Here is a 19,271-nt window from a genome sequence, read left to right on the forward strand (position 1 = left end):
AGTGAATTAAATGACGAATTTTATTGAGGAAGATTTTCTTCTGGAAAATAGCTTTGCTAAAGAGCTTTACGAGCGCTATGCTAAAGATATGCCTATTATAGATTATCACTGCCATTTGCCAGTTGAAGACATAGCTGAAGACAGGCAATTTAAAAACCTTACTGAAATCTGGATTGCCGGAGATCATTATAAATGGCGTGCTATGCGGGCGCTTGGTATTGAAGAAAAATATATTACGGGAAATAGCAGCGATGAGGAGAAATTTCAGAAATGGGCAGAAACCATTCCTTATACCATGCGAAATCCGCTTTATCATTGGACGCATTTAGAATTGCAACGCTATTTTGGTATTACCGATTTATTGACTGAGAAAAATGCCAAAAAGATCTACAATCAATGTAATTCTTTGCTTGCTACCCAGGCTTATTCTACCAGGAATTTGCTAAAGAAAATGAATGTAAAAGTGGTTTGCACCACAGATGATCCTGCTGATGATTTAAAGCATCATAAAAAGATCGCGGAAGATGGTTTTGAAGTAAAAGTGCTTCCCACTTTTAGGCCAGATGGTTTATTGAATATTGAAAATGATGATTTTGCAGCGTATTTAAAAAGAATAGGAAATCAAACTAAAATAGATATTAAAGATTTTGATTCCCTTATTAAAGCAGTAGCAAGTAGAATAGAATATTTTCATCAACACGGGTGCAGGCTTTCAGACCACGGCTTGGAAAGAATGCTGGCTGAAGATTTTTCTAAGGATGAAATAGATAATTTACTCAAGAAAAAATTAGCAGGAGAAAACCTTACTGTGAAAGAGTCTGATAAATATCAATCCGCTTTATTATTAAAATTAGGTAGTTTGTATGCTGCAAAGAACTGGACCATGCAATTACACCTGGGCCCGGTGCGAGATACCAATTCCAAATTACTCAACCAGATTGGTAAAGATGCAGGAGTAGATAGTATTGGAGATTTAAACCAGGCTAAGCCGCTGGCAAAATTTTTAGATACACTAAATAGAAATGAAGATTTGCCTAAAACCATTCTTTATAACGTGAATCCTTCAGATAATGAAGTGATGGCTACGATGGCCGGGAATTTTATGAGTGATTCCCGGAAGGGAAAAATTCAGCATGGCTCTGCCTGGTGGTTTTTAGATCAAAAAGATGGAATGGAAAAACAGTTGAATTCATTATCAAATATGGGTTTAATTAGCTGTTTTGTCGGAATGTTAACTGATAGTAGAAGTTTCTTATCTGTACCAAGGCACGAATATTTTAGACGCGTTTTATGTAATTTATTCGGAAAGGATATTGAAAACAAAGAACTTCCTGAAGATATAGAATGGATAGGTAAAATAATTCAGGATATATGTTATTACAATGCAGAATCGTATTTTGAATTTCCTGAAATGAACAAAAAGTAATTTATGAAAAAGCTGGTGAGCCTAGGGGAATTATTGATGCGCCTGTCTTGCGAAGATGCGCTAAGGTTTTCGCAGGTAAATAATTTTAAAGTTGTTTACGGCGGGAGTGAGGCAAATGTGCTTATAACTGCAGCAAACTTTGGTTTAAAAACCGAATTTTTAAGTGTCTTACCCGAAAACGATTTAGGGAAATCAGCCATAAATGATTTACGAAATAATAATGTGGGTTTAAATCACATAAAATTTGACGGAAAGCGATTAGGATTATATTTTTTGGAAACCGGGGCTATCAATCGTCCTGGGAAAATAATTTATGACCGGGAAAATTCAGCTTTTTCACAAATAGAACCCGAATGGTTTGATTGGGATGAGATTTTTGAAGATTGTAACTGGTTTCACTGGTCAGGCATTACTCCGGCAATTTCGGCAAAAGCTGCAAAAGTTTGTTTGCATGCAGTTGAGGTGGCCAAAAGTAAGGGGATTAAAATTTCCGGAGATCTTAATTTCCGCGGAAATCTTTGGCAATACGAAGGTGCAAATTCTGAAGGAACCATGACCAAACTAGTGGAACAAAGCGATGTTTTGCTTGCGGGAGCTTATGCCTGTAGTCAGTTTTTCAATATAAAAGATTTTCAGAATAATCACGAACTTTCTAAAGCCTTACAACAAAAATTTCCTTCCTTACAAAGAATCGCCATTACAAATCGTAAAGAATTAAACGCCTCTCATCACAAATGGTCGGCAGATATGTTTACAGGAGCAGAACTATTATCATCTACAGAATATGATATTTATCCAATAGTAGATCGTGTGGGGGCAGGAGATAGTTTTATGGGAGCACTTATTTATGGGCTTCAGCATTTTGAAGATCAAAAAACACTTGATTTTGCCACGGCGGCTTCCTGTTTAAAACATTCTATAGTGGGAGATTTTAATAGGGTAAGTAAAGAAGAAGTATTAGAATTAATTGAGGGTGATGGTTCAGGACGAATTATAAGATGAAATTATGAAACCGGCATGATGCTGGAGGTAATAATGTAGCACATATTGAATTCTTATAAACAAGTGACAATTTTACCCTTTGGGCATAAATTTTAAAAATATGAAAAAAATATCCAGACCAGAAATTGCGATAAAAATGAAAGAATTGGGGCTAGTACCTTTATTCTATCACCAGGACCAGGAATTAGTTAAGCAAGTGCTTAAAGCAGTATATCAAGGAGGAGCACGTTTTTTTGAATTTACACACAGGGGAGAATTTGCTCACGAAGTCTTTGCAAATCTCGTGAAATTTTCAAGAAAAGAATGTCCCGAAATGATTCTTGGCGTAGGTTCTGTAGTAGACGCCAGTACAGCCAGTCTTTATATGAATTTAGGTGCAGAATTCGTAGTGAGCCCGGTAATTAGAGAAGATGTTGCTAAAGTTTGTAACCGTAGAAAAGTGTTATACCTACCCGGTTGCGGTAGTCTAACCGAAATAAGCCAGGCTGAAGAATTAGGCTGCGAAGTAGTAAAATTGTTTCCGGCGGCTGTTTTAGGACCCGGTTTTGTAAAGGCTATAAAAGGCCCGCAACCCTGGACTTCAATTATGCCAAGTGGCGGAGTTAATCTTGAAGAAGAAAATATAACAGCATGGTTTAACGCTGGAGTTACTTGCGTTGGAATGGGGTCAGCACTTATTCCAAAGAATATGGTTGAAAATTCTGATTTTGAATCTATAAAAAACAATGTGGCCAAAGTGCTAAAAATAATTACTGAAATAAGATCTAAATGAGATCAGTTTTCAAACTTTTTATTGTCTTAATTCTTTTTGCTTCCTGTAGCCAGAAAGATGAAGTAAAATCTTTAAAACTTTCCCACGGGTTGAGTCTTGATCATCCTGTTCACCAGGCTTTAGCATTTTTTGCTCAGCGTGTTAAAGAAAAATCTAATGGAGAATTAATAATAGAGGTTTACCCCGGCGGGCAGTTAGGTTCAGAAAGGCAGAGTTTGGAACTTTTGCAACTGGGCGGTTTGGCTATGACCAAAGTGTCATCTGCCGTGATGGAAAATTTTTCCCCTAAACTTCGCGTTTTTGGTTATCCTTATATTTTTAAAGACCGCGAGCATCGTTATAAGCTTTATGATAGCGAGCTTGGAAATGAACTTCTTTTAGACGGCGAGAAATATTGGTTAAGGGGCTTAACCTATTTTGATGCGGGCAGCCGTTCATTTTATACAAAAGACACTCCTATTGAAACTCCGGAAGATTTAAAAGGTTTGAAAATTAGGGTAATGCAAAGTCCTACGGCAATTAATCTTGTGAAAACCCTTGGAGGTTCCCCAACACCGGTTTCCTGGGGAGAACTTTATACTTCACTACAGCAAGGAGTAGTAGAAGGAGCAGAAAATAATTTGCCCAGCTTTTACACGTCAAGACATTACGAAATTTGTAAAAATTTTTCATTAGATGAGCATTCGGCTGTACCCGATATTTTGGTGATAAGTACGCAGATTTATAACAAGCTTTCTTCCGAAGAAAAGAGATGGATCCAGGAAGCTGCTCAGGAAGCTTCAGTAAAGCAAAGGGAATTATGGGAGATTGCCGAAATAGAGGCATTGACGGCAATTAAGAAAGAAGGGGTGAAAGTCACTTACCCTGATAAAGAATTATTCAAAGAAAAAAGTAGCCATATAATTAAAGATTTAGAGAAAACAGAACCTGAATTATATAAAACCATTCAAGAAATTAAAAACTTAGGAAATGAGTAGAAAGCTTAATTGGTTTTTAGAATGGTTGGTTGTTTGCCTGGTAACGGTAATGTTGTTTAGCGTGTTATGGGGTGTTTGTAGTCGTTACCTCCTGGCAGATCAAAGCTCGTGGACAGATGAGCTGGCGCGTTTTATGCTAATTTGGGTTAGCCTTTTTGGGGCTGTTTATATTTCGGGTAGAAATACGCATATCACTATAGATTTACTTCCAAAATCGTTTAGTATCAGGACAAAATTAAAACTCGATCTCCTGGTGCAATTAATAATTATGCTTTTTACCGCTGCAGTTTTTATAATTGGCGGTGGTAGGTATGTGTATGTTTCCTTTAAGCTCGAACAAACTTCTGCAGCTTTAGGTTTACCTATGGGATTTGTATACCTGGTTTTACCTATTTCAGGCCTGATGATAATTTATTTTAAATGGATGCAAATGCGGCAAACCTTGCAGGAATTAAAAGCAAATCGGTAAATGGAAATATTTGTTTTAATATTTAGCTTTATAGTTTTGGTGGGAATTCGCGTTCCCATTGCCTGGAGCATTGGGATAGCTTCGGTACTAACATTGTTATTTAGTGTAGATACTATTCCTGCTTTTACTACTATTTCTCAAAGAGTGGCTACTGGTTTAGATAGTTTTTCCTTACTTGCTATTCCTTTTTTTATACTTGCCGGCCACATTATGAATAGTGGTGGAATAGCCAAAAGATTAATTGAATTTGCAAAATCCCTGGTGGGAGCTTTACCCGGTGGTTTGGCGCACGTAAACATTGTAGCTGCAATGATGTTTGGTGCAATTGCAGGTTCTGCCGGTGCTGCCGCTGCCGCTATAGGTAGTTTTATGTCTGAAAGGATGGAAAAAGAAGGTTATACCAAAGAATATGGTGTTGCTGTAAATGTAACTTCGGCCACCACGGGACTTTTAATTCCACCGAGTAATATTTTTATAATTTATTCTCTTGCCAGTGGTGGGGTGAGTATAGGGGCATTATTTTTAGCCGGTTATCTTCCCGGAATTCTTACTGGTTTAATTTTAATGGCCATTGCTTTAGTTTGGGCAAAAAAGAAAGGTTTCCCTACAGGAAAAAGAAGTTCGTTTAAACATATTCTGCGGTCTTTTTTTGATGCCCTTCCAAGTCTGCTTTTATTAATAATTATTATTGGAGGAATTGTTGGCGGAATTTTTACTGCTACTGAAGCTTCCTCTGTAGCTGTTGTCTATTGCCTCATTCTGGCTTTTCTATACAAAGAATTGAATTTCTCTAAACTTAAAACCGTACTGGTAGAATCAGTAGGGACCATTTCTTTGGTAATGCTGCTTATTGCGATGTCTATTGCAATGTCCTGGGTAATGTCTTACGAAAACATTCCGCAGGAAGTAACTTCAGCTTTATTAGGTTTTAGTGATAATCCTTTTGTAGTGATTATTTTAATAAACCTGATATTATTATTTGTGGGAATTTTTATGGATATGACTCCGGCGGTATTAATTTTCACCCCAATATTTCTTCCGGTTGCAGTAGCTATGGGAATAGATCCGGTACATTTTGGAGTAATAATGATCCTAAATTTATGTATAGGCCTTTGTACGCCGCCAGTAGGTTCCGTTTTATTTATAGGGGTAGGAGTTGCAAATACTACTATTCAAAAAGTGGTAAAACCTTTGCTACCACTTTTTGTGGGAATGTTGATTTCCTTAATATTGGTGATAATTTTCCCGTTTTTGAGCCTTTGGCTTCCTGAATTATTCGGATTCTAATTAAAATCTTTTTACTTTCTTTTACTGGAATTTCTTATAATAATTTCGGTATCTAACATTGTAATTTCTGAAACAGCAGCGTCAAGTTTGCGCGTGGAGTGTTCTAAAATTCTTTTTGTTGATATTTCTCCCATTTTTTGGGCGGGATGCGAAACGGTAGATAGCGTAGGTTCTACGATTCTGGAAATAGGATCATCGTTAAAGCCAATTATAGCGAGTTCCTCAGGAATTTTAACTCCTTTTTCTTTAGCATATAAAATTGCACTTACTGCAGCAGTATCGATAGCAGAAAAAATACCATCTGGAGGATTATCAAGTTTTAATAACTTTTCGGTTGCCTTCTTTCCTTCTTCAAAACTAAGGGTTTTCATATCCATTATGAGTTCTTCGTCAACCTGAAGTCCAGAGTCTATAAGAGCATCCACGTATCCTTTCTTTCTTAAATTATAAACATTAACGTGTTGAGCTCCAGCGAAATGTGCAATTCTTTTACATCCCTGTTCTATTAAGTGTTTTGTAGCCCTGTATCCAGCAGCGTGATTATCAATAATAACACGGTAAGAATTGAAATTTTCAGGTACCCGGTCTACAAATACTATAGGTATATTTTGTTTCACATATTGGTCAAAATGGCTGGTGTCTCTAGTTTCCATTCCTAAAGAAACAATTAAGCCTCCAACTCTAGCGTCGTATAAAGCTTTTACATTATCAACTTCATTTTTGTATTTATCATCAGATTGTGTGATAATTACATTATAGCCTGCTTTTCTGGCGGTTTTTTCAATTCCTGTAATCAAAGAAGCCTGAAATGGATGATTTATCTTAGGAATTGTTATCCCGATGGTTCTGGAAGTGTTATTTCTTAAACTGGCAGCTAAGGCATTAGGGCGGTAATTAAATTCTTCTGCAGTTTTTTGAATCTTTTTTATGGTTTTCTTTCCAATACTTTTATGGTTGTTTAAAGCTCTTGAAATAGTGGAAGGAGAATAGTTTAGCTCTTTTGCTAAATCATAAATTGTAACTTCTTTCTTTTTCATCAAATAGACACTAAAATTAGGTTGTGCAACAATATTACGAAACATTTTTTTATGGTTGCATAAAAATTATAGATTTCCGGTTGAATTCCTATTTTTTAATCATACTTAATTCTTTTAATATGAAAATAAACATATATTTGAGCTAACAATCGATTGCATTTATTATGAGGAAATTATTATTTAGTTTATTGTTATTATTCATCGTATTGGGCAGGGGGGCTGCACAGGAAAATTTTTTAAACCCTATCCTGGCCGGGTGGTATCCTGACCCCGCCATAACCGATGATGGAGAGGGAAACTTTTATATGGTACATTCTACCTTTGCCTTTTACCCCGGCATTCCTGTTTTTCATAGTACAGATTTAGTTAATTGGAAACAAGTGGGAAATGTGATACACAGGCCAGAGCAGGTAGATCTGCATGGTTTTGGTACTTCCCGGGCAGTTTTTGCACCCGATATTAGTTACGATAAGGGTACTTACTATTTAACCTGTACCATTGTTGATGGGAAAGGTAATTTTGTAATGACTGCAGAAGATCCTGCTGGCCCGTGGTCCGATCCGGTTTGGCTTCCGGAAGTTAGTGGAATAGATCCCGGATTATTCTTTGACGATAACGGTAAATCTTACCTGGTTTATAACAGCGAACCGCCAAATAACCAGGCTAAATACGAAGGACACCGAACCATTAGAACGATTGAGTTTGATAAAGAAAATCTAAAAACTATTGGTGAGAACCGAATTTTGGTAGATGGCGGGGTAGATATTTCTACTGAACCCGTTTGGGCTGAAGGTCCCAGGATTTATAAACTAAACGGCTATTATTATTTAATGACAGCTGAAGGTGGAACCGCGGTGAACCATTCTGAAATGATTTACCGAAACACCAATATTGATGATGAGTTTATTCCTTTTGAAGAAAATCCGATTCTAACCCAGCGTCATCTTGATCCAAATAGAGAAAATCCTATTACTTCTGCGGGCCATGCCGATATTGTACAACATCCAAATGGTGATTGGTACGGAGTTTTCCTTGCTGTGAGACCATATGAAGGCGATTTATATAATACGGGAAGGGAAACTTTCTTAACTCCGGTAAAATGGGAAAACGACTGGCCTATTTTCGATTTAGGGGGCGAAGAGATTAAATATTCTTATCCACTGCCAGAGGGAGTTGAACTTAAAAAGAATTTAATTCCGTTAAACGGTAACTTTTCTTTTAAAGAAACATTTGATAAAAAGGAGTTGCCGCTAAACTGGATGATGCTTAGAAACCCAAAAACTAACTGGTATGATCTAAAAAATGGAGCGGAAGGAATTATCCTTAAAACCCGTCCTGAAACTGTAGAAGGCGAGGCTAATCCTAGTTTCCTTGGTCATAGGCAGCAACATATAATTGGTGAAGTTTCTATTTCAGTTGAATTTGACGCAAAGGCTGAAAATGAGAAAGCCGGTTTGCTCGCTTTTCAAAAGGAAACCCATTATTATTACGCAGCGCTTTCTAAAAAGAATGAACAACCTGTTGTGCAATTATATAAGTCGAATGAATTAATAGAAAGCATTTCTTTAGACAATACAATATCTGAAGTTGAATTTAAACTGAAGTTTGAAGAAGATGAATATACTTTCTACTACAAAACCGAAGGTGAATGGCAGCAATTGGGAGAAACACAGGATGGGAAATTTCTTAGTACCCAGGTAGCCGGCGGATTTGTAGGTGTTAACTTAGGGCTGTACACCACTTCTAATGGAAAACCAGGTGATAATGAAGCCTTATTTAATTGGTTTCATTATTCTGGAAATGATGAAGTGTATAGGGACTAATAGTTATAGTTTTAAGGATATATTAAAACCGGTGCATCCAGGCATCGGTTTTTTAGTTTAGATTATTTCAGAAAGATATTCTTCGTTAAAATATGGAATAAAAAAAAAGCTGCTGATAGTTTGAATATCAGCAGCTTTTCAATAATAACAGCTTTCTTTAGTCTAATTCAGTATAAGACTGCATTGTTTTTATTTTACCATTTTCATCGTGTTCAATTTCCATCATTTTCATACTTCTTAAGTAGGTTTTCCCGTCTGAAAGTGAACTATCGTGGTAGAATAAATACCATTTTCCTTCGTATTCAACTATAGAATGGTGATTTGTCCAACCTACAACTGGTTCTAAAATTACTCCCTGATAAGTGAAAGGGCCATAAGGGCTATCGCCAATGGCGTACGCAATATTGTGGGTGTCTCCGGTAGAGTAAGAGAAATAATATTTACCATTATATTGGTGAACCCAGGCTGCTTCAAAGAATCTACGGTCGTTGTCACCTGTGGTAATAGGCTCTCCGTTTTCATCTAATATTTCAACATCTTTTGGTTCTTCAGCAAAACTCAATAGATCATCGCTCATTTTTGCGATTTTAGGGCTAAGTGCTGGTTCATCATCAGCAGGATATTCGTCTTCTTCAACAAATTCTCCCGTTTGCCAACGTTGTAACTGGCCACCCCAAATTCCCCCAAAATACATATAATATTCACCATCGGTATCTTTGTAAACCGCGGGATCTATACTATAGCTGCCTTCAATTGGTTTTTCTTCCGGGGTAAAAGGACCCTCTGGCTTATCAGATGTGGCTACTCCAATTCTAAAAATATCGTCTTTATCTTTTGCAGGGAAGAAAAGGTAGTATTTACCATCTTTTTCGGCCGCATCAGGTGCCCACATTTGACGTTTTGCCCAGGCTACGTCTTCTACGTGAAGAACTTCACCATGATCGGTTACTTCGCCATCAGGGTCTTCCATAGAATACACGTGATAATCTTTCATGTTAAAATGGTTTCCGTCGTCCATTTCAGGTTCTCCGGAATCCCAATCATGTGAAGGGTAAATAAATATTTTATCTTCAAATACGTGAGCGGAAGGGTCTGCAGTAAAATGATCGGTAATTAAAGGCTCTGAGTGATATTTAATAGTATCTTGTTGTGCTATAGAATCTTCAGATGTCTCATCTTTCTCCTCCTGTTTGTTGTTATCCTTACAACCAAAGGCGATAAGCGCCGGTAATAAAATTGGAAGGCTTTGTTTTAATTTCATTTTAAAATTGGTTTTAATGTTTCGGGTAAAAATATAAAAAAATCAATCGTATTCGTAAGTTAAATTAGATAATATCCCCTGTAAAATAGTTTTTTAAGCAAAATATGAGCTTTCAGAATAGGTTTTTTAACACAAACGGTTGCGTAATTAATTTAAAGTACCCTGAATTCTTAATGTAGACTTATTTTTTCCTCATTGCTGCTAAAGTTGCTTATCAAAATTTGGGATAATAATGTATATTTAAACTGCTACAAGTTTACTAATAAACCCATTAGCCAGTAGTTTAGTAAGTGTATGTTTGAGCCATCTGGTAGCAACGTGCACCGGATGGTTTTTTATTTGAAATAAGCTTGTGGAGTGGGGGAATCTTTTGGAAAGTAGGGAGTATTTTAAATTATCCTATGCTTTTTTATAAAGAGAGATTCTTTTAAATCAATTTAAGGTCTTTCATTATCCCAATGAGATGAGGATTGGTGTTTGCTTTAAATTCTTCGCGTAGCTCTTTTAAACGCTTTTCTATAGCGCTTCTACTGCTGGGTTTAATATTTTTTTTCTTCAACTCTCTTTCAATTTCATCCTGAGTGTAACCGTTGGAAAGATACTTTACAATACTTATCTCAAATTCGTTAAGGCTAAGCAGGTTTTTCTGTTTTAGGGCTTTTTCAATAGAAGGAGAATTGTATTTTTTGTTTTTACTTACAGCTTTAATCGCTTCCTTCAGATCTTTAAGTCCGTTACGGTCTTTACAAACATAAGCATCAATATTACCGGAATTCCATAAATCACGAACGGTTTGAGGATGATCTTCAATAGAGTTTACAATAACCTTTAGGTTGGGGTCTTCGTTTTTTAAGATTGAAATAAGCTCCTGGCCCGAAGTTATTTTTTCATCTCTATAATCCTGTTTAAAAGAGAGGTCGCAAATAAGTAAATCAAAGTGATTGTTGTCCTGGATAGCTCTTTTTGCCTTTAACCACGCCTGGTCACAATATTGAACATGAACAACTTCTGTAATTCCCAGATCTTTTAAAACAAGGGAAACAGCCTGGTTAATACTATCCATATCTTCTGCAACAAGGATCTTTTTAAACATAAGAAAATCTATAGCGGAATACAGATTATAATTTTTAATCCTTTTCCTTTTTCAGTTTCAAAAGTAAGTTTTCCATTTATGGAAAAAATACGGTTTTCCACATTTTGCAAACCATTTCCGGTTTTGATAGCTTGCATAGAACTCCCTTTCCCATTATCTGAATAATCTATTTTAAGCTTTTTTTCTTCTTCATTAAAAATCAAAGCAACAAGACTGGCGTTGCTGTGTTTCTTCATATTCACCATTATTTCCTGTAATACCCTGTAGATTATAAGTTTTTTTTCGGCTTTAATCTTACTCCAGATAATATTCTTTTCTCCGCTTATAATTAGCCGTGTATTTTCAGGACAAATGCTGGAGAGCGATGCAATTAGATGGTTTAGATATCCGGCACCGGTGGTGATATTGCTATTCTCCCTGGAGATATTTCTTGTGCGGTTGTAGATTTGCTCCAGTTTATCCATCGTTTCATTTGGAGCTATAGTCTCCATGCTGCTCATTACATTATAAACATCGTTCGCTAGTTCGTCGTGAATTACCTTTGAAATTCGGGTTTCAGTATTATAAATTTCTCTTATTTTTTCTTTTTTGTGCTTTTGCCTATTATAATAAATGATAAAAATAGCTATCCCAATTACTAAAATGGCAAAAAAGAGCAGCATGTAATTTCTTAGTTTTATTTCCTGGTTTTCCACTGCTTGTACTGCTGCAGAAGCTTCTAAACCTGATATTTGCTGCTGTTTCCTTTCTTCGTCGAACTTAATTTTGGCAAAAATATTTTTTGCCTGTAAATTTAATTTGTTCAAACTATCGTTTAACCGAATATATTCCGAAACGTAATTTGTTTCATCACCTTTATCGGAATTTAAGTTAATAAGCCTTTTTAGTGCATCTATTTGTGCTTGAAGCTTATTGTTTTTCTTACCGGTTTCTAACCATTTTTTAGCATAATCTATAGCTTTTATTTTATCTCGATTCTCATAAAACTGCGCTAAATTCTCATAGCTTGCTGTGATGCCTGTATTATCATTTTGTTCTTTACGCCACCGTAGCGCCAGTAATAATTCTGATGAAATATCCTTTTCTGAATCCTGTAACCATTTATTAAAAGCGAAGTTATCAAGGTAGCGCGCTCTAGATTTATAGTCCTGTTCTGAAACTTTGGAAAGAATCTTTTCAAAAATAAACTCTGCTTTTTCATAATCTTCCTGATCCTCATAAACCAATGCAATATTATTTTGGTATGTGAGACTATCTTCCAGGTTTGTGGCATAGTGAAGTGCATTTTGATATTCTTTTAAAGCATCTTTATAAAAACCCTGGTTGCGATACGCAATAGCAATTATATTATAAGCACTACTGAGATATTGGGCATCTTTTTCTTTGTTAAGATAGCGTAAAGCTTCTGTAGCCGATTCCTGGCTGCCGGTATAATCTTGCATTCGACCTTGAGCAACGGCTATTTCGAGAGTTCTGCGTGCAGCTTTAATACTATCTCCTATTTGAAAATATCTTTTTCGGGATTCGAACGCGTTTTTAAAAACTCCTTCCTGATTTTCCAAATACCGATTAACAACCGCTTTTCGGTAGAAAGACAGGGCAATCCAGTTTGTGTCTTTTTGAAAATTTGCAACACGCTCAAGGCTATCGGCAAAAAAGAGGGCGCTGTCATATTCTTTTAATCGGTTGTGATAATAAATTTTATAGTCTAGCAATAAAGGCAATAAAGTATCAGATTTTTGTTGAACTTTTTGGAGCCCTTCATTCAAAAGAAATATTTTCCGCGGAATAGAATCGGTGGCTTGGGCTTTTTCAAGGAAATAAGAAACTGAATCTGCCGGATGTTTATTCTCCTGGGTATCCACCTCTTTATTTTGGCAGCCTAAGAGTAAAATGGCCAGACTTAAAAATAAGCAGTAATAGTGCTTCATATGCTCAAAATTATGAAAAGCTTACGGCCCAGGGCTGAAATCAAATATTTAATTTTTAAAAATATAAAATAAGTAATCCGGAAATTCCGAATTTGAACAGATAGAAAAATTGGAATTTTCACAAAAATAAACAGAGAATTTTTTTATTTGTTTAATAGAAAGAAGAAATTGTATATTTGCCAGCCCTCTTTTAAACCCTCCGGCTATTTTTAAAAGAGATAAACATTAGTAAATGAATTAAGTGTTTACTTATAAAAATAAATTTGGGTTTTAAAACCCAGTACTAAAGAGGATAATTGAACTTTAGTATTAAAATTAAGTTGTGTTGTTTGCCTTGTTAATTCAGGGCGTGTAGTTAGCTAGTAATATCCTATGTTGTGTGGATTTGGCTAACCAATGAGAAGCTTTTTTCCGTGTATTCGGAAAGAGGCTTTTTTATTTTTAGGGAATTTTAGAATTTTAGGAAACAACCGAGACTAAAATTAAAAAAGCCCGAAAACACTATGTGTATCGGGCTTTTAAGGTGGTGCCTCCAGGAATCGAACCAGGGACACAAGGATTTTCAGTCCTTTGCTCTACCAACTGAGCTAAGGCACCAGTTGCTTATTGTTGTAAGCGGGTGCAAATATATATTCATTTTTATAATCTCGCAAAGGAAAATTTAAAAAAATGCTTTTGTAATTTAGCTGGCACAACTAATTATTATGAATTTAATTATTGATATTGGTAATTCTGCCGTAAAAAGTGCTGTATTTCAGGATGCTAAATTTTTGAGGTCTTATGTGTTTCCATTTGAAAATTTTTCAGAGAATTTTCAGAAAATAAAAAAAGACTACCCGCAAATAGCTTTTTCAATGCTTTCTTCAGTGATAAAAGATACTTTTGAGATCGAAAAAATACTGAAAAGAGAGACTAAACTTTTTGTTCTGGGAGAAAATACCAGGCTTCCGTTTAAAAATAATTATGCCTCTCCTCAAACTTTAGGGAAAGACCGTTTAGCACTTGTGGCAGCCGGTTCTTTAAAATATCAAAACAAAAACCTTCTAATTATAGATGCAGGTACCTGTATTACTTTTGATTTTAAAAACGATAAAAATGAATATTTAGGTGGCGCTATTTCGCCGGGTTTACAAATGCGACTAAAAGCCCTTCATAATTTTACCGCCAAACTTCCGTTAGTTAAATTGGAAGAAAATATTACATTAATTGGTGATTCTACTAAAAATAGTATTCTATCTGGAGTATTAAACGGTGTAGCAGCCGAGCTTGATGGAATAATTGATCGGTACAAGGCTGATTATAAATATTTAACAATTATTTTAACAGGAGGGGATAGTCAAATTTTGTCAAAGCGGGTAAAAAATGGCATATTTGCCAACCCGAATTTTCTTTTAGAGGGATTAAACTACATTTTAGAATTTAACAAGACTCAATGATTAAACGATTTATAGTAATCGTAGCTGTTTTTTTTACAGTTGTTGCTACAGCTCAGGAGAATGTATCTTCACCCTATTCTTACTACGGAATTGGCCTTAACACTTTTAAAGGAACTGTAGAAAACAGATCTATGGGTGGCTTAAGTATGTTTTCAGATAGTATTCACCTTAACCTTAGAAACCCTGCAGGCTATGGTAGATTAAGAAGAACAACTTACGCCCTGGGAGGTTCCCACGAGCAATTAACCTTAAACTCAGATGCTGCAGAAGATAAAGCAAAAGTTTCTTCTTTAGATTATTTAGCAATTGGTATACCGGTAGGAGGAAATTTAGGTTTTGCTTTTGGCGTTTTACCTTATACCTCGGTAGGATATCAAATTCTGGATATTCGGGAAGATGTGGCTAGCAGGCTGGAAGGTCGTGGCGGGATGAATAAAGTTTTTCTTTCGGCAGGATATCAGGTAATTCCTTCTTTAAGCTTTGGGCTAGATGTTAATTATAACTTCGGAAACCTTCAAAATCGTAGAACGCTTATTAGAGATGAGGTTCAATTAGGTTCTCGTGATGTAAGCAGGTCAGATTTACTGGGTTTTAGCTATAATTTTGGTGCCGATTTTCAACAGCGATTAAAAAACGGACTTAAACTACACGCAGCGGCAACGTATTCACCAACTACAACTATAGATGCTGAAAATTCCAGACAATTAGCCACTATTGCTTTTTCGCCAAACGGGGGAGAGTCTGTAGTAGAGGAACGCGATCTAAATGTAGCAGACTCAGAGTTAACCCTGCCCGCTAAATACACAATTGGTTTAGGATTGGGAAGGCCCAATAAATGGTTCTTTGGTGGGGAATATGTAAGTACAGATGATAATTCATTTTTAAGTGTAAATGGTGCTGGCGGTGCAAATGCAAATTTTGCAAATGCGGCCCAGTATAAGTTTGGTGGGTATTTTATTCCACAATATAATTCAATCACCAACTATTTTAATCGTATTGTATACCGTGCAGGATTCAGGTTTGAAGAAACAGGTTTAAATATCAATAACCAGGACATTAATGAGTTTGGCATCACTTTTGGAGTTGGACTACCTGTAGGACCAGGATTTTCTAATATAAACCTTGGATTTGAGTATGGACAGCGCGGTACCACAGATTCAGGTTTAATTCAGGAAGATTTCTTCAGGCTTTCAGTAGGGCTTTCCCTTACCGAAGCCAGGAGATGGTTTGAAAGAAGAAAATTTAATTAACCACAATAATAAAACAAGAAAATGAAAGCGAGATTTATAGCATTAATTACGGGAGCCGTTTTAGGTTCAAGTGTTCTAAGCGCACAGTCTAATGATTGTGCAACAATGGCTGCCCTGGCTTATGACGATGCCAAAGCCAAGAATTATGAGGCCGCTTACGAACCTTTAATGAAAGTAAGAGAAGAGTGTCCAAAATATAGTTTGGCTACTTTTCAATATGGTGAACGTGCTCTTAACTATAAAATTGAGAACGCTGAAGGTGCCGAAAAAGAACAATATATAGAAGAGCTTATTAGCCTTTGGGAAGAACGTTTGGAATTGTTTCCAAATAAAACTTCTAAAGGAAAAATCTATTCTGATATCGCTCAGTTAAGATATGACAATAAAATAGGTACTAAAGAAGAATTATATAACGCTTTTGATAAAGTGTATACCGAAGATCGAGAGAACTTTACCAGCCCAAAAGGTTTGTATGCTTATTTTGATCTAATGGTAGAAATGCAAGATGCAGGAGATAGAGAACTTCAGGATGTTTTTGATAATTACGATAAAGTAATGGAGAAGATTGAAGAAGAAGAAAATGATGCTGCAGAAAGATTGGCTCCTTTATTAAAAAAGCAGGAGGAAGGTGAAGAACTTACTTCAAAAGAGAAGAAGCAAATTGAATATGCTGAGATTAACCTGAAAAACTACAACCTTGTAAAAGGAAGTATTAATGCTAAATTAGGTGCTAGAGCAGATTGTGATAATTTAATTCCTCTTTACAAAAAAGATTTTGAAGCTAAGAAATCTGATGTTTCATGGTTGCAGAATGCTAACGCGAGATTATCTGCTAAAGATTGTACTGAAGATCCATTATTCTTCCAGGTTTCTGAAGCATTACACCAGTTAGAGCCTTCTGCAAACTCTGCTTACTCTCTAGGTCAGTTAGCTGAAGCCGATGGCGATAGGGCTAAAGCTTTAGAGTACTATAACGAAGCTGCAGAGTTAGAAGAAGATCCTAACGACCAGGCTAGAATTTACTATAGAATTGCTACTAACTATAAAGAAAGAGGTAGCTTTTCTCAAGCTAGAAATTACTATAGAAAAGCACTGGAAGCTAAGCCATCTTTAGGGAATGCATATTTACAAATTTCGAATATGATTGCTCAAAGTGCTAACAATTGTGGTGAAACTACTTTTGATAAAAGAGCTGTTTACTGGTTGGCTGCAGATTATGCTGCCAGAGCTGCAAGGGTAGACCCTTCTATTGCATCTAATGCAAATCAAACTGCTACTGCTTACAGAGGTAGAGCACCTCAAAAATCTGATGTATTTCAAGGCGGAAGAAGTGCGGGTGAAGCAATACAAATAGGATGTTGGATTGGGGAGACCGTGCGTATCCCACAAATGTAATATGAGATTAACATATAAGGAAATAATAACAGGCATTGTCACGCTAACCGGCGTGACAATGCTTTTTTCATGCCAGGGTAATCTTAATGAGATTAGGGCTCTGGAAATTGAGGGTGATGCACCGCAAGCTATTGCCGAAGGTATTAATCTAAAGTATACCGATTCTGGTAGGATGGTGGCTAATTTAAAAAGCCCTAGGATGATGGATTTTACAAACAAAGAATTTCCTTACCGCGAATTTCCCGAAGGTTTGGAACTGGAGATTTTTGACGAAAATAACGAGAAAAGTACGGTTACTTCAGACTACGGAATTATTTACGATGGTACCAACCTTATAGATTTACAGGGAAATGTGGTGATCTTTACAGCCGATAGTATGCGGCTGGAAGCTTCACAGTTGTTCTGGGATCAAAATATTAACTGGATTTTTACCGATAAACCTAATACCATTAAATTTCCAAATGGAGCGCTTAACGAAGGGGAGGGTTTTGATGCTAATCAAAATTTCGGTAATTTTCGCTCCAGAACTAATGTGGGAGTGCAAATTATAAAAGACAATAAATCAGATGAGTAAATATTTTAAATACTTTGAATACGCTTATTTGTTTATAGCGGTTTTCTTTCTGTACGAGAGTATTCGCATTTGGAATACCGAGCGTAGTAGGGCATATTTATTCATCTTTTTCGTGGTAATATCTATCTTTATGTTCTTCTTTAAAAGAAGATTTAGACGAAAAATAGAAGAGCGTAACAAGCAGGAATAATGGAAGTTGAAATTCTTATCATTGTCCTTTCCTTAATTTTATCTGCTTTCTTTTCCGGGATGGAAATCGCTTATATTTCTTCAAATAAAATCTATATAGAAATAGAAAAGCGCCAAAACGATTTTCTGGCGACCATTCTAAAAAGATTGACCAAAAAACCTTCAAAATTTATCGCTACCATGCTGGTAGGGAATAATATTGCCCTGGTGGTGTACGGTTTTTTTATGGGAGATTTACTTATGATTTGGCTTGAAGGGCTCCAACCTGTAAATAACGCTTTTCTAGAATATCTTATCGTAGATCTAAACTTATTTACCCAAACCGTAATTTCTACACTCGTAATTTTGCTTACTGCCGAGTTTCTTCCAAAGGTGTTTTTTCAAATCTACGCAAATACCATGTTGAAGTTTTTCGCAGTGCCGGCTTATATTTTTTACCTGGTTTTTAGCTTTATTTCCTCTTTCGTAATATGGATTTCTGATGTTATTCTAAAAAGATTTTTTAAAACCGAAGGAGACGAGGTACAACTCGCTTTTAGCAAAGTTGAGCTGGGAAATTTTATAAACGAGCAGATGGAAACCGTAGAAGATGATGATGAAGTAGATTCTGAAATCCAGATCTTTCAAAATGCACTTCAGTTTTCAGATATTAGAGCGCGGGAGGTGATGGTGCCAAGAACCGAAATCATTGCGGTAGACCAACACCAGGCGCCAAAAGATCTTGTAAATACTTTTACCGAAACCGGGCTTTCCAAACTCCTAATTTATAACGAAACCATAGACGATGTAATTGGTTATGTTCACTCCTTCGAACTTTTTAAAAAGCCCGAATCTATAAAATCTATATTGTTACCGGTGGTTTTTGTTCCCGAAACCATGTGGGTAAAAGATGTATTAAATAATCTTACTAAAAAACGAAAAAGTATAGCCGTGGTTATAGATGAGTACGGTGGTACAAGCGGGATGATTACTGTAGAAGATATAGTAGAAGAACTTTTTGGTGAAATTGAAGACGAGCATGATCCCGTTGTACTTACCGAAGAAGATTTAGGAGAAAATCATTATAAATTTTCAGCCCGTTTAGAAGTAGATTATCTAAATGAAAACTATAAATTCAGTATTCCTGAAGGAGAAAATTATGAAACCCTTGGAGGTTATATTGTGAATCACACCGAAGAAATTCCGCAGCAAAACGAAGAATTAGAGGTGGATAATTTTTCATTTAAAATCCTGGAAGTTTCCAATACCAAAATAGAATTGGTAGAGTTAAAAATAAAACCCGCAGATTAATTAGCGATTAGTTAATATTTTGCTAATTATAAGTTTTATAATTAGGTTAAAAACATTAT

At 36.0% G+C, this 19,271-nt stretch carries 17 protein-coding genes and 1 tRNA gene; 13 read left to right on the top strand and 5 right to left on the bottom strand.

What is annotated here, in order from left to right; genetic code table 11:
• Positions 1 to 10: 10 nt before the first annotated feature.
• The 6 genes from uxaC (at position 11) to AO058_RS07175 (ending at position 5,933) form a co-directional block, all read left to right on the top strand.
• Positions 11 to 1,426 (top strand): glucuronate isomerase, encoded by a 1,416-nt coding sequence (gene uxaC, locus AO058_RS07150; protein WP_075325825.1) that lies wholly within the window; start codon positions 11 to 13, stop codon positions 1,424 to 1,426.
• 3 nt (positions 1,427 to 1,429) lie between these two features.
• Complete coding sequence (locus AO058_RS07155) at positions 1,430 to 2,428, top strand: sugar kinase (RefSeq protein WP_075325826.1); 999 nt, start codon at positions 1,430 to 1,432, stop codon at positions 2,426 to 2,428.
• Between the two features lie 100 nt (positions 2,429 to 2,528).
• Positions 2,529 to 3,200, top strand: a complete 672-nt coding sequence (locus tag AO058_RS07160; RefSeq protein ID WP_075325827.1) for a bifunctional 4-hydroxy-2-oxoglutarate aldolase/2-dehydro-3-deoxy-phosphogluconate aldolase — start codon at positions 2,529 to 2,531, stop codon at positions 3,198 to 3,200.
• Complete coding sequence (locus AO058_RS07165; protein ID WP_075325828.1) at positions 3,197 to 4,177, top strand: TRAP transporter substrate-binding protein; 981 nt, start codon at positions 3,197 to 3,199, stop codon at positions 4,175 to 4,177. The genes AO058_RS07160 and AO058_RS07165 overlap by 4 nt, the downstream gene beginning before the upstream one ends.
• A complete protein-coding gene (locus tag AO058_RS07170) occupies positions 4,170 to 4,646 on the top strand; it encodes a TRAP transporter small permease (RefSeq protein WP_075325829.1) in 477 nt (158 codons plus the stop codon). Before AO058_RS07165 ends, AO058_RS07170 begins: the two co-directional genes overlap by 8 nt.
• Positions 4,647 to 5,933: a TRAP transporter large permease gene (locus tag AO058_RS07175; RefSeq protein ID WP_075325830.1), complete on the top strand. Its 1,287-nt coding sequence runs from the start codon at positions 4,647 to 4,649 to the stop codon at positions 5,931 to 5,933.
• Positions 5,934 to 5,944: 11 nt separating this feature from the next.
• Here the strand turns inward: AO058_RS07175 and AO058_RS07180 are convergent, their stop codons facing one another.
• Positions 5,945 to 7,015 (bottom strand): LacI family DNA-binding transcriptional regulator, encoded by a 1,071-nt coding sequence (locus AO058_RS07180; protein WP_093303386.1) that lies wholly within the window; start codon positions 7,013 to 7,015, stop codon positions 5,945 to 5,947.
• Between the two features lie 119 nt (positions 7,016 to 7,134).
• On the opposite strand from AO058_RS07180, the gene AO058_RS07185 reads away from it, so the two are divergent.
• On the top strand, positions 7,135 to 8,793 hold the full coding sequence (locus AO058_RS07185; protein ID WP_075325832.1) for a glycoside hydrolase family 43 protein: 1,659 nt from the start codon (positions 7,135 to 7,137) through the stop codon (positions 8,791 to 8,793).
• A gap of 157 nt (positions 8,794 to 8,950) precedes the next feature.
• On the opposite strand, the gene AO058_RS07190 is transcribed toward AO058_RS07185, so the two are convergent.
• From AO058_RS07190 to AO058_RS07205, 4 genes are all read right to left on the bottom strand, one after another.
• The gene (locus AO058_RS07190) at positions 8,951 to 10,054 is read right to left on the bottom strand and encodes a glycoside hydrolase family 43 protein (RefSeq protein ID WP_075325833.1); all 1,104 of its coding nucleotides are present in this window, start codon (positions 10,052 to 10,054) and stop codon (positions 8,951 to 8,953) included.
• A gap of 427 nt (positions 10,055 to 10,481) precedes the next feature.
• Positions 10,482 to 11,147, bottom strand: a complete 666-nt coding sequence (locus AO058_RS07195) for a response regulator (RefSeq protein ID WP_075325834.1) — start codon at positions 11,145 to 11,147, stop codon at positions 10,482 to 10,484.
• 8 nt (positions 11,148 to 11,155) lie between these two features.
• Positions 11,156 to 13,078 carry a tetratricopeptide repeat-containing sensor histidine kinase gene (locus tag AO058_RS07200; RefSeq protein ID WP_075325835.1) on the bottom strand — a complete coding sequence of 641 codons (1,923 nt, stop codon included), beginning with the start codon at positions 13,076 to 13,078 and terminating at the stop codon, positions 11,156 to 11,158.
• A 524-nt stretch (positions 13,079 to 13,602) separates the two neighbouring features.
• A tRNA-Phe gene (locus AO058_RS07205) sits at positions 13,603 to 13,675 on the bottom strand.
• A gap of 107 nt (positions 13,676 to 13,782) precedes the next feature.
• Here AO058_RS07205 and AO058_RS07210 point away from each other — a divergent pair.
• The 6 genes from AO058_RS07210 to AO058_RS07235 are packed head-to-tail and all read left to right on the top strand — an operon-like array spanning position 13,783 to position 19,212.
• Entirely contained in the window at positions 13,783 to 14,514 is a 732-nt protein-coding gene (locus AO058_RS07210) for a type III pantothenate kinase (RefSeq protein ID WP_075325836.1), read from the top strand.
• The gene (locus AO058_RS07215) at positions 14,511 to 15,764 is read left to right on the top strand and encodes a hypothetical protein (protein ID WP_075325837.1); all 1,254 of its coding nucleotides are present in this window, start codon (positions 14,511 to 14,513) and stop codon (positions 15,762 to 15,764) included. The genes AO058_RS07210 and AO058_RS07215 overlap by 4 nt, the downstream gene beginning before the upstream one ends.
• A gap of 21 nt (positions 15,765 to 15,785) precedes the next feature.
• Positions 15,786 to 17,159: a tetratricopeptide repeat protein gene (locus AO058_RS07220; RefSeq protein WP_075325838.1), complete on the top strand. Its 1,374-nt coding sequence runs from the start codon at positions 15,786 to 15,788 to the stop codon at positions 17,157 to 17,159.
• A gap of 1 nt (position 17,160) precedes the next feature.
• On the top strand, positions 17,161 to 17,733 hold the full coding sequence (gene lptC / locus AO058_RS07225; RefSeq protein ID WP_075325839.1) for an LPS export ABC transporter periplasmic protein LptC: 573 nt from the start codon (positions 17,161 to 17,163) through the stop codon (positions 17,731 to 17,733).
• Positions 17,726 to 17,923 carry a hypothetical protein gene (locus AO058_RS07230; protein ID WP_075325840.1) on the top strand — a complete coding sequence of 66 codons (198 nt, stop codon included), beginning with the start codon at positions 17,726 to 17,728 and terminating at the stop codon, positions 17,921 to 17,923. Before lptC ends, AO058_RS07230 begins: the two co-directional genes overlap by 8 nt.
• The gene (locus AO058_RS07235) at positions 17,923 to 19,212 is read left to right on the top strand and encodes a hemolysin family protein (protein ID WP_075325841.1); all 1,290 of its coding nucleotides are present in this window, start codon (positions 17,923 to 17,925) and stop codon (positions 19,210 to 19,212) included. Before AO058_RS07230 ends, AO058_RS07235 begins: the two co-directional genes overlap by 1 nt.
• Positions 19,213 to 19,271 lie beyond the last annotated feature (59 nt).

The sequence above is a fragment of the Salegentibacter sp. T436 genome, assembly GCF_001932675.1.
GTDB classification, from domain to species: Bacteria; Bacteroidota; Bacteroidia; order Flavobacteriales; family Flavobacteriaceae; genus Salegentibacter; species Salegentibacter agarivorans.

What these genes read in the sequence shown, in the direction of transcription:
- AO058_RS07175 (WP_075325830.1), top strand. Translation starts at nt 4,647, where the DNA reads ATGGAAATATTTGTTTTAATATTTAGCTTTATAGTTTTGGTGGGAATT.
- AO058_RS07155 (WP_075325826.1), top strand. Translation starts at nt 1,430, where the DNA reads ATGAAAAAGCTGGTGAGCCTAGGGGAATTATTGATGCGCCTGTCTTGC.
- lptC (WP_075325839.1), top strand. Translation starts at nt 17,161, where the DNA reads ATGAGATTAACATATAAGGAAATAATAACAGGCATTGTCACGCTAACC.
- AO058_RS07165 (WP_075325828.1), top strand. Translation starts at nt 3,197, where the DNA reads ATGAGATCAGTTTTCAAACTTTTTATTGTCTTAATTCTTTTTGCTTCC.
- AO058_RS07230 (WP_075325840.1), top strand. Translation starts at nt 17,726, where the DNA reads ATGAGTAAATATTTTAAATACTTTGAATACGCTTATTTGTTTATAGCG.
- AO058_RS07170 (WP_075325829.1), top strand. Translation starts at nt 4,170, where the DNA reads ATGAGTAGAAAGCTTAATTGGTTTTTAGAATGGTTGGTTGTTTGCCTG.
- AO058_RS07200 (WP_075325835.1), bottom strand. Translation starts at nt 13,078, where the DNA reads ATGAAGCACTATTACTGCTTATTTTTAAGTCTGGCCATTTTACTCTTA.
- AO058_RS07180 (WP_093303386.1), bottom strand. Translation starts at nt 7,015, where the DNA reads ATGTTTCGTAATATTGTTGCACAACCTAATTTTAGTGTCTATTTGATG.
- AO058_RS07185 (WP_075325832.1), top strand. Translation starts at nt 7,135, where the DNA reads ATGAGGAAATTATTATTTAGTTTATTGTTATTATTCATCGTATTGGGC.
- AO058_RS07160 (WP_075325827.1), top strand. Translation starts at nt 2,529, where the DNA reads ATGAAAAAAATATCCAGACCAGAAATTGCGATAAAAATGAAAGAATTG.
- uxaC (WP_075325825.1), top strand. Translation starts at nt 11, where the DNA reads ATGACGAATTTTATTGAGGAAGATTTTCTTCTGGAAAATAGCTTTGCT.
- AO058_RS07195 (WP_075325834.1), bottom strand. Translation starts at nt 11,147, where the DNA reads ATGTTTAAAAAGATCCTTGTTGCAGAAGATATGGATAGTATTAACCAG.
- AO058_RS07215 (WP_075325837.1), top strand. Translation starts at nt 14,511, where the DNA reads ATGATTAAACGATTTATAGTAATCGTAGCTGTTTTTTTTACAGTTGTT.
- AO058_RS07235 (WP_075325841.1), top strand. Translation starts at nt 17,923, where the DNA reads ATGGAAGTTGAAATTCTTATCATTGTCCTTTCCTTAATTTTATCTGCT.
- AO058_RS07190 (WP_075325833.1), bottom strand. Translation starts at nt 10,054, where the DNA reads ATGAAATTAAAACAAAGCCTTCCAATTTTATTACCGGCGCTTATCGCC.
- AO058_RS07210 (WP_075325836.1), top strand. Translation starts at nt 13,783, where the DNA reads ATGAATTTAATTATTGATATTGGTAATTCTGCCGTAAAAAGTGCTGTA.
- AO058_RS07220 (WP_075325838.1), top strand. Translation starts at nt 15,786, where the DNA reads ATGAAAGCGAGATTTATAGCATTAATTACGGGAGCCGTTTTAGGTTCA.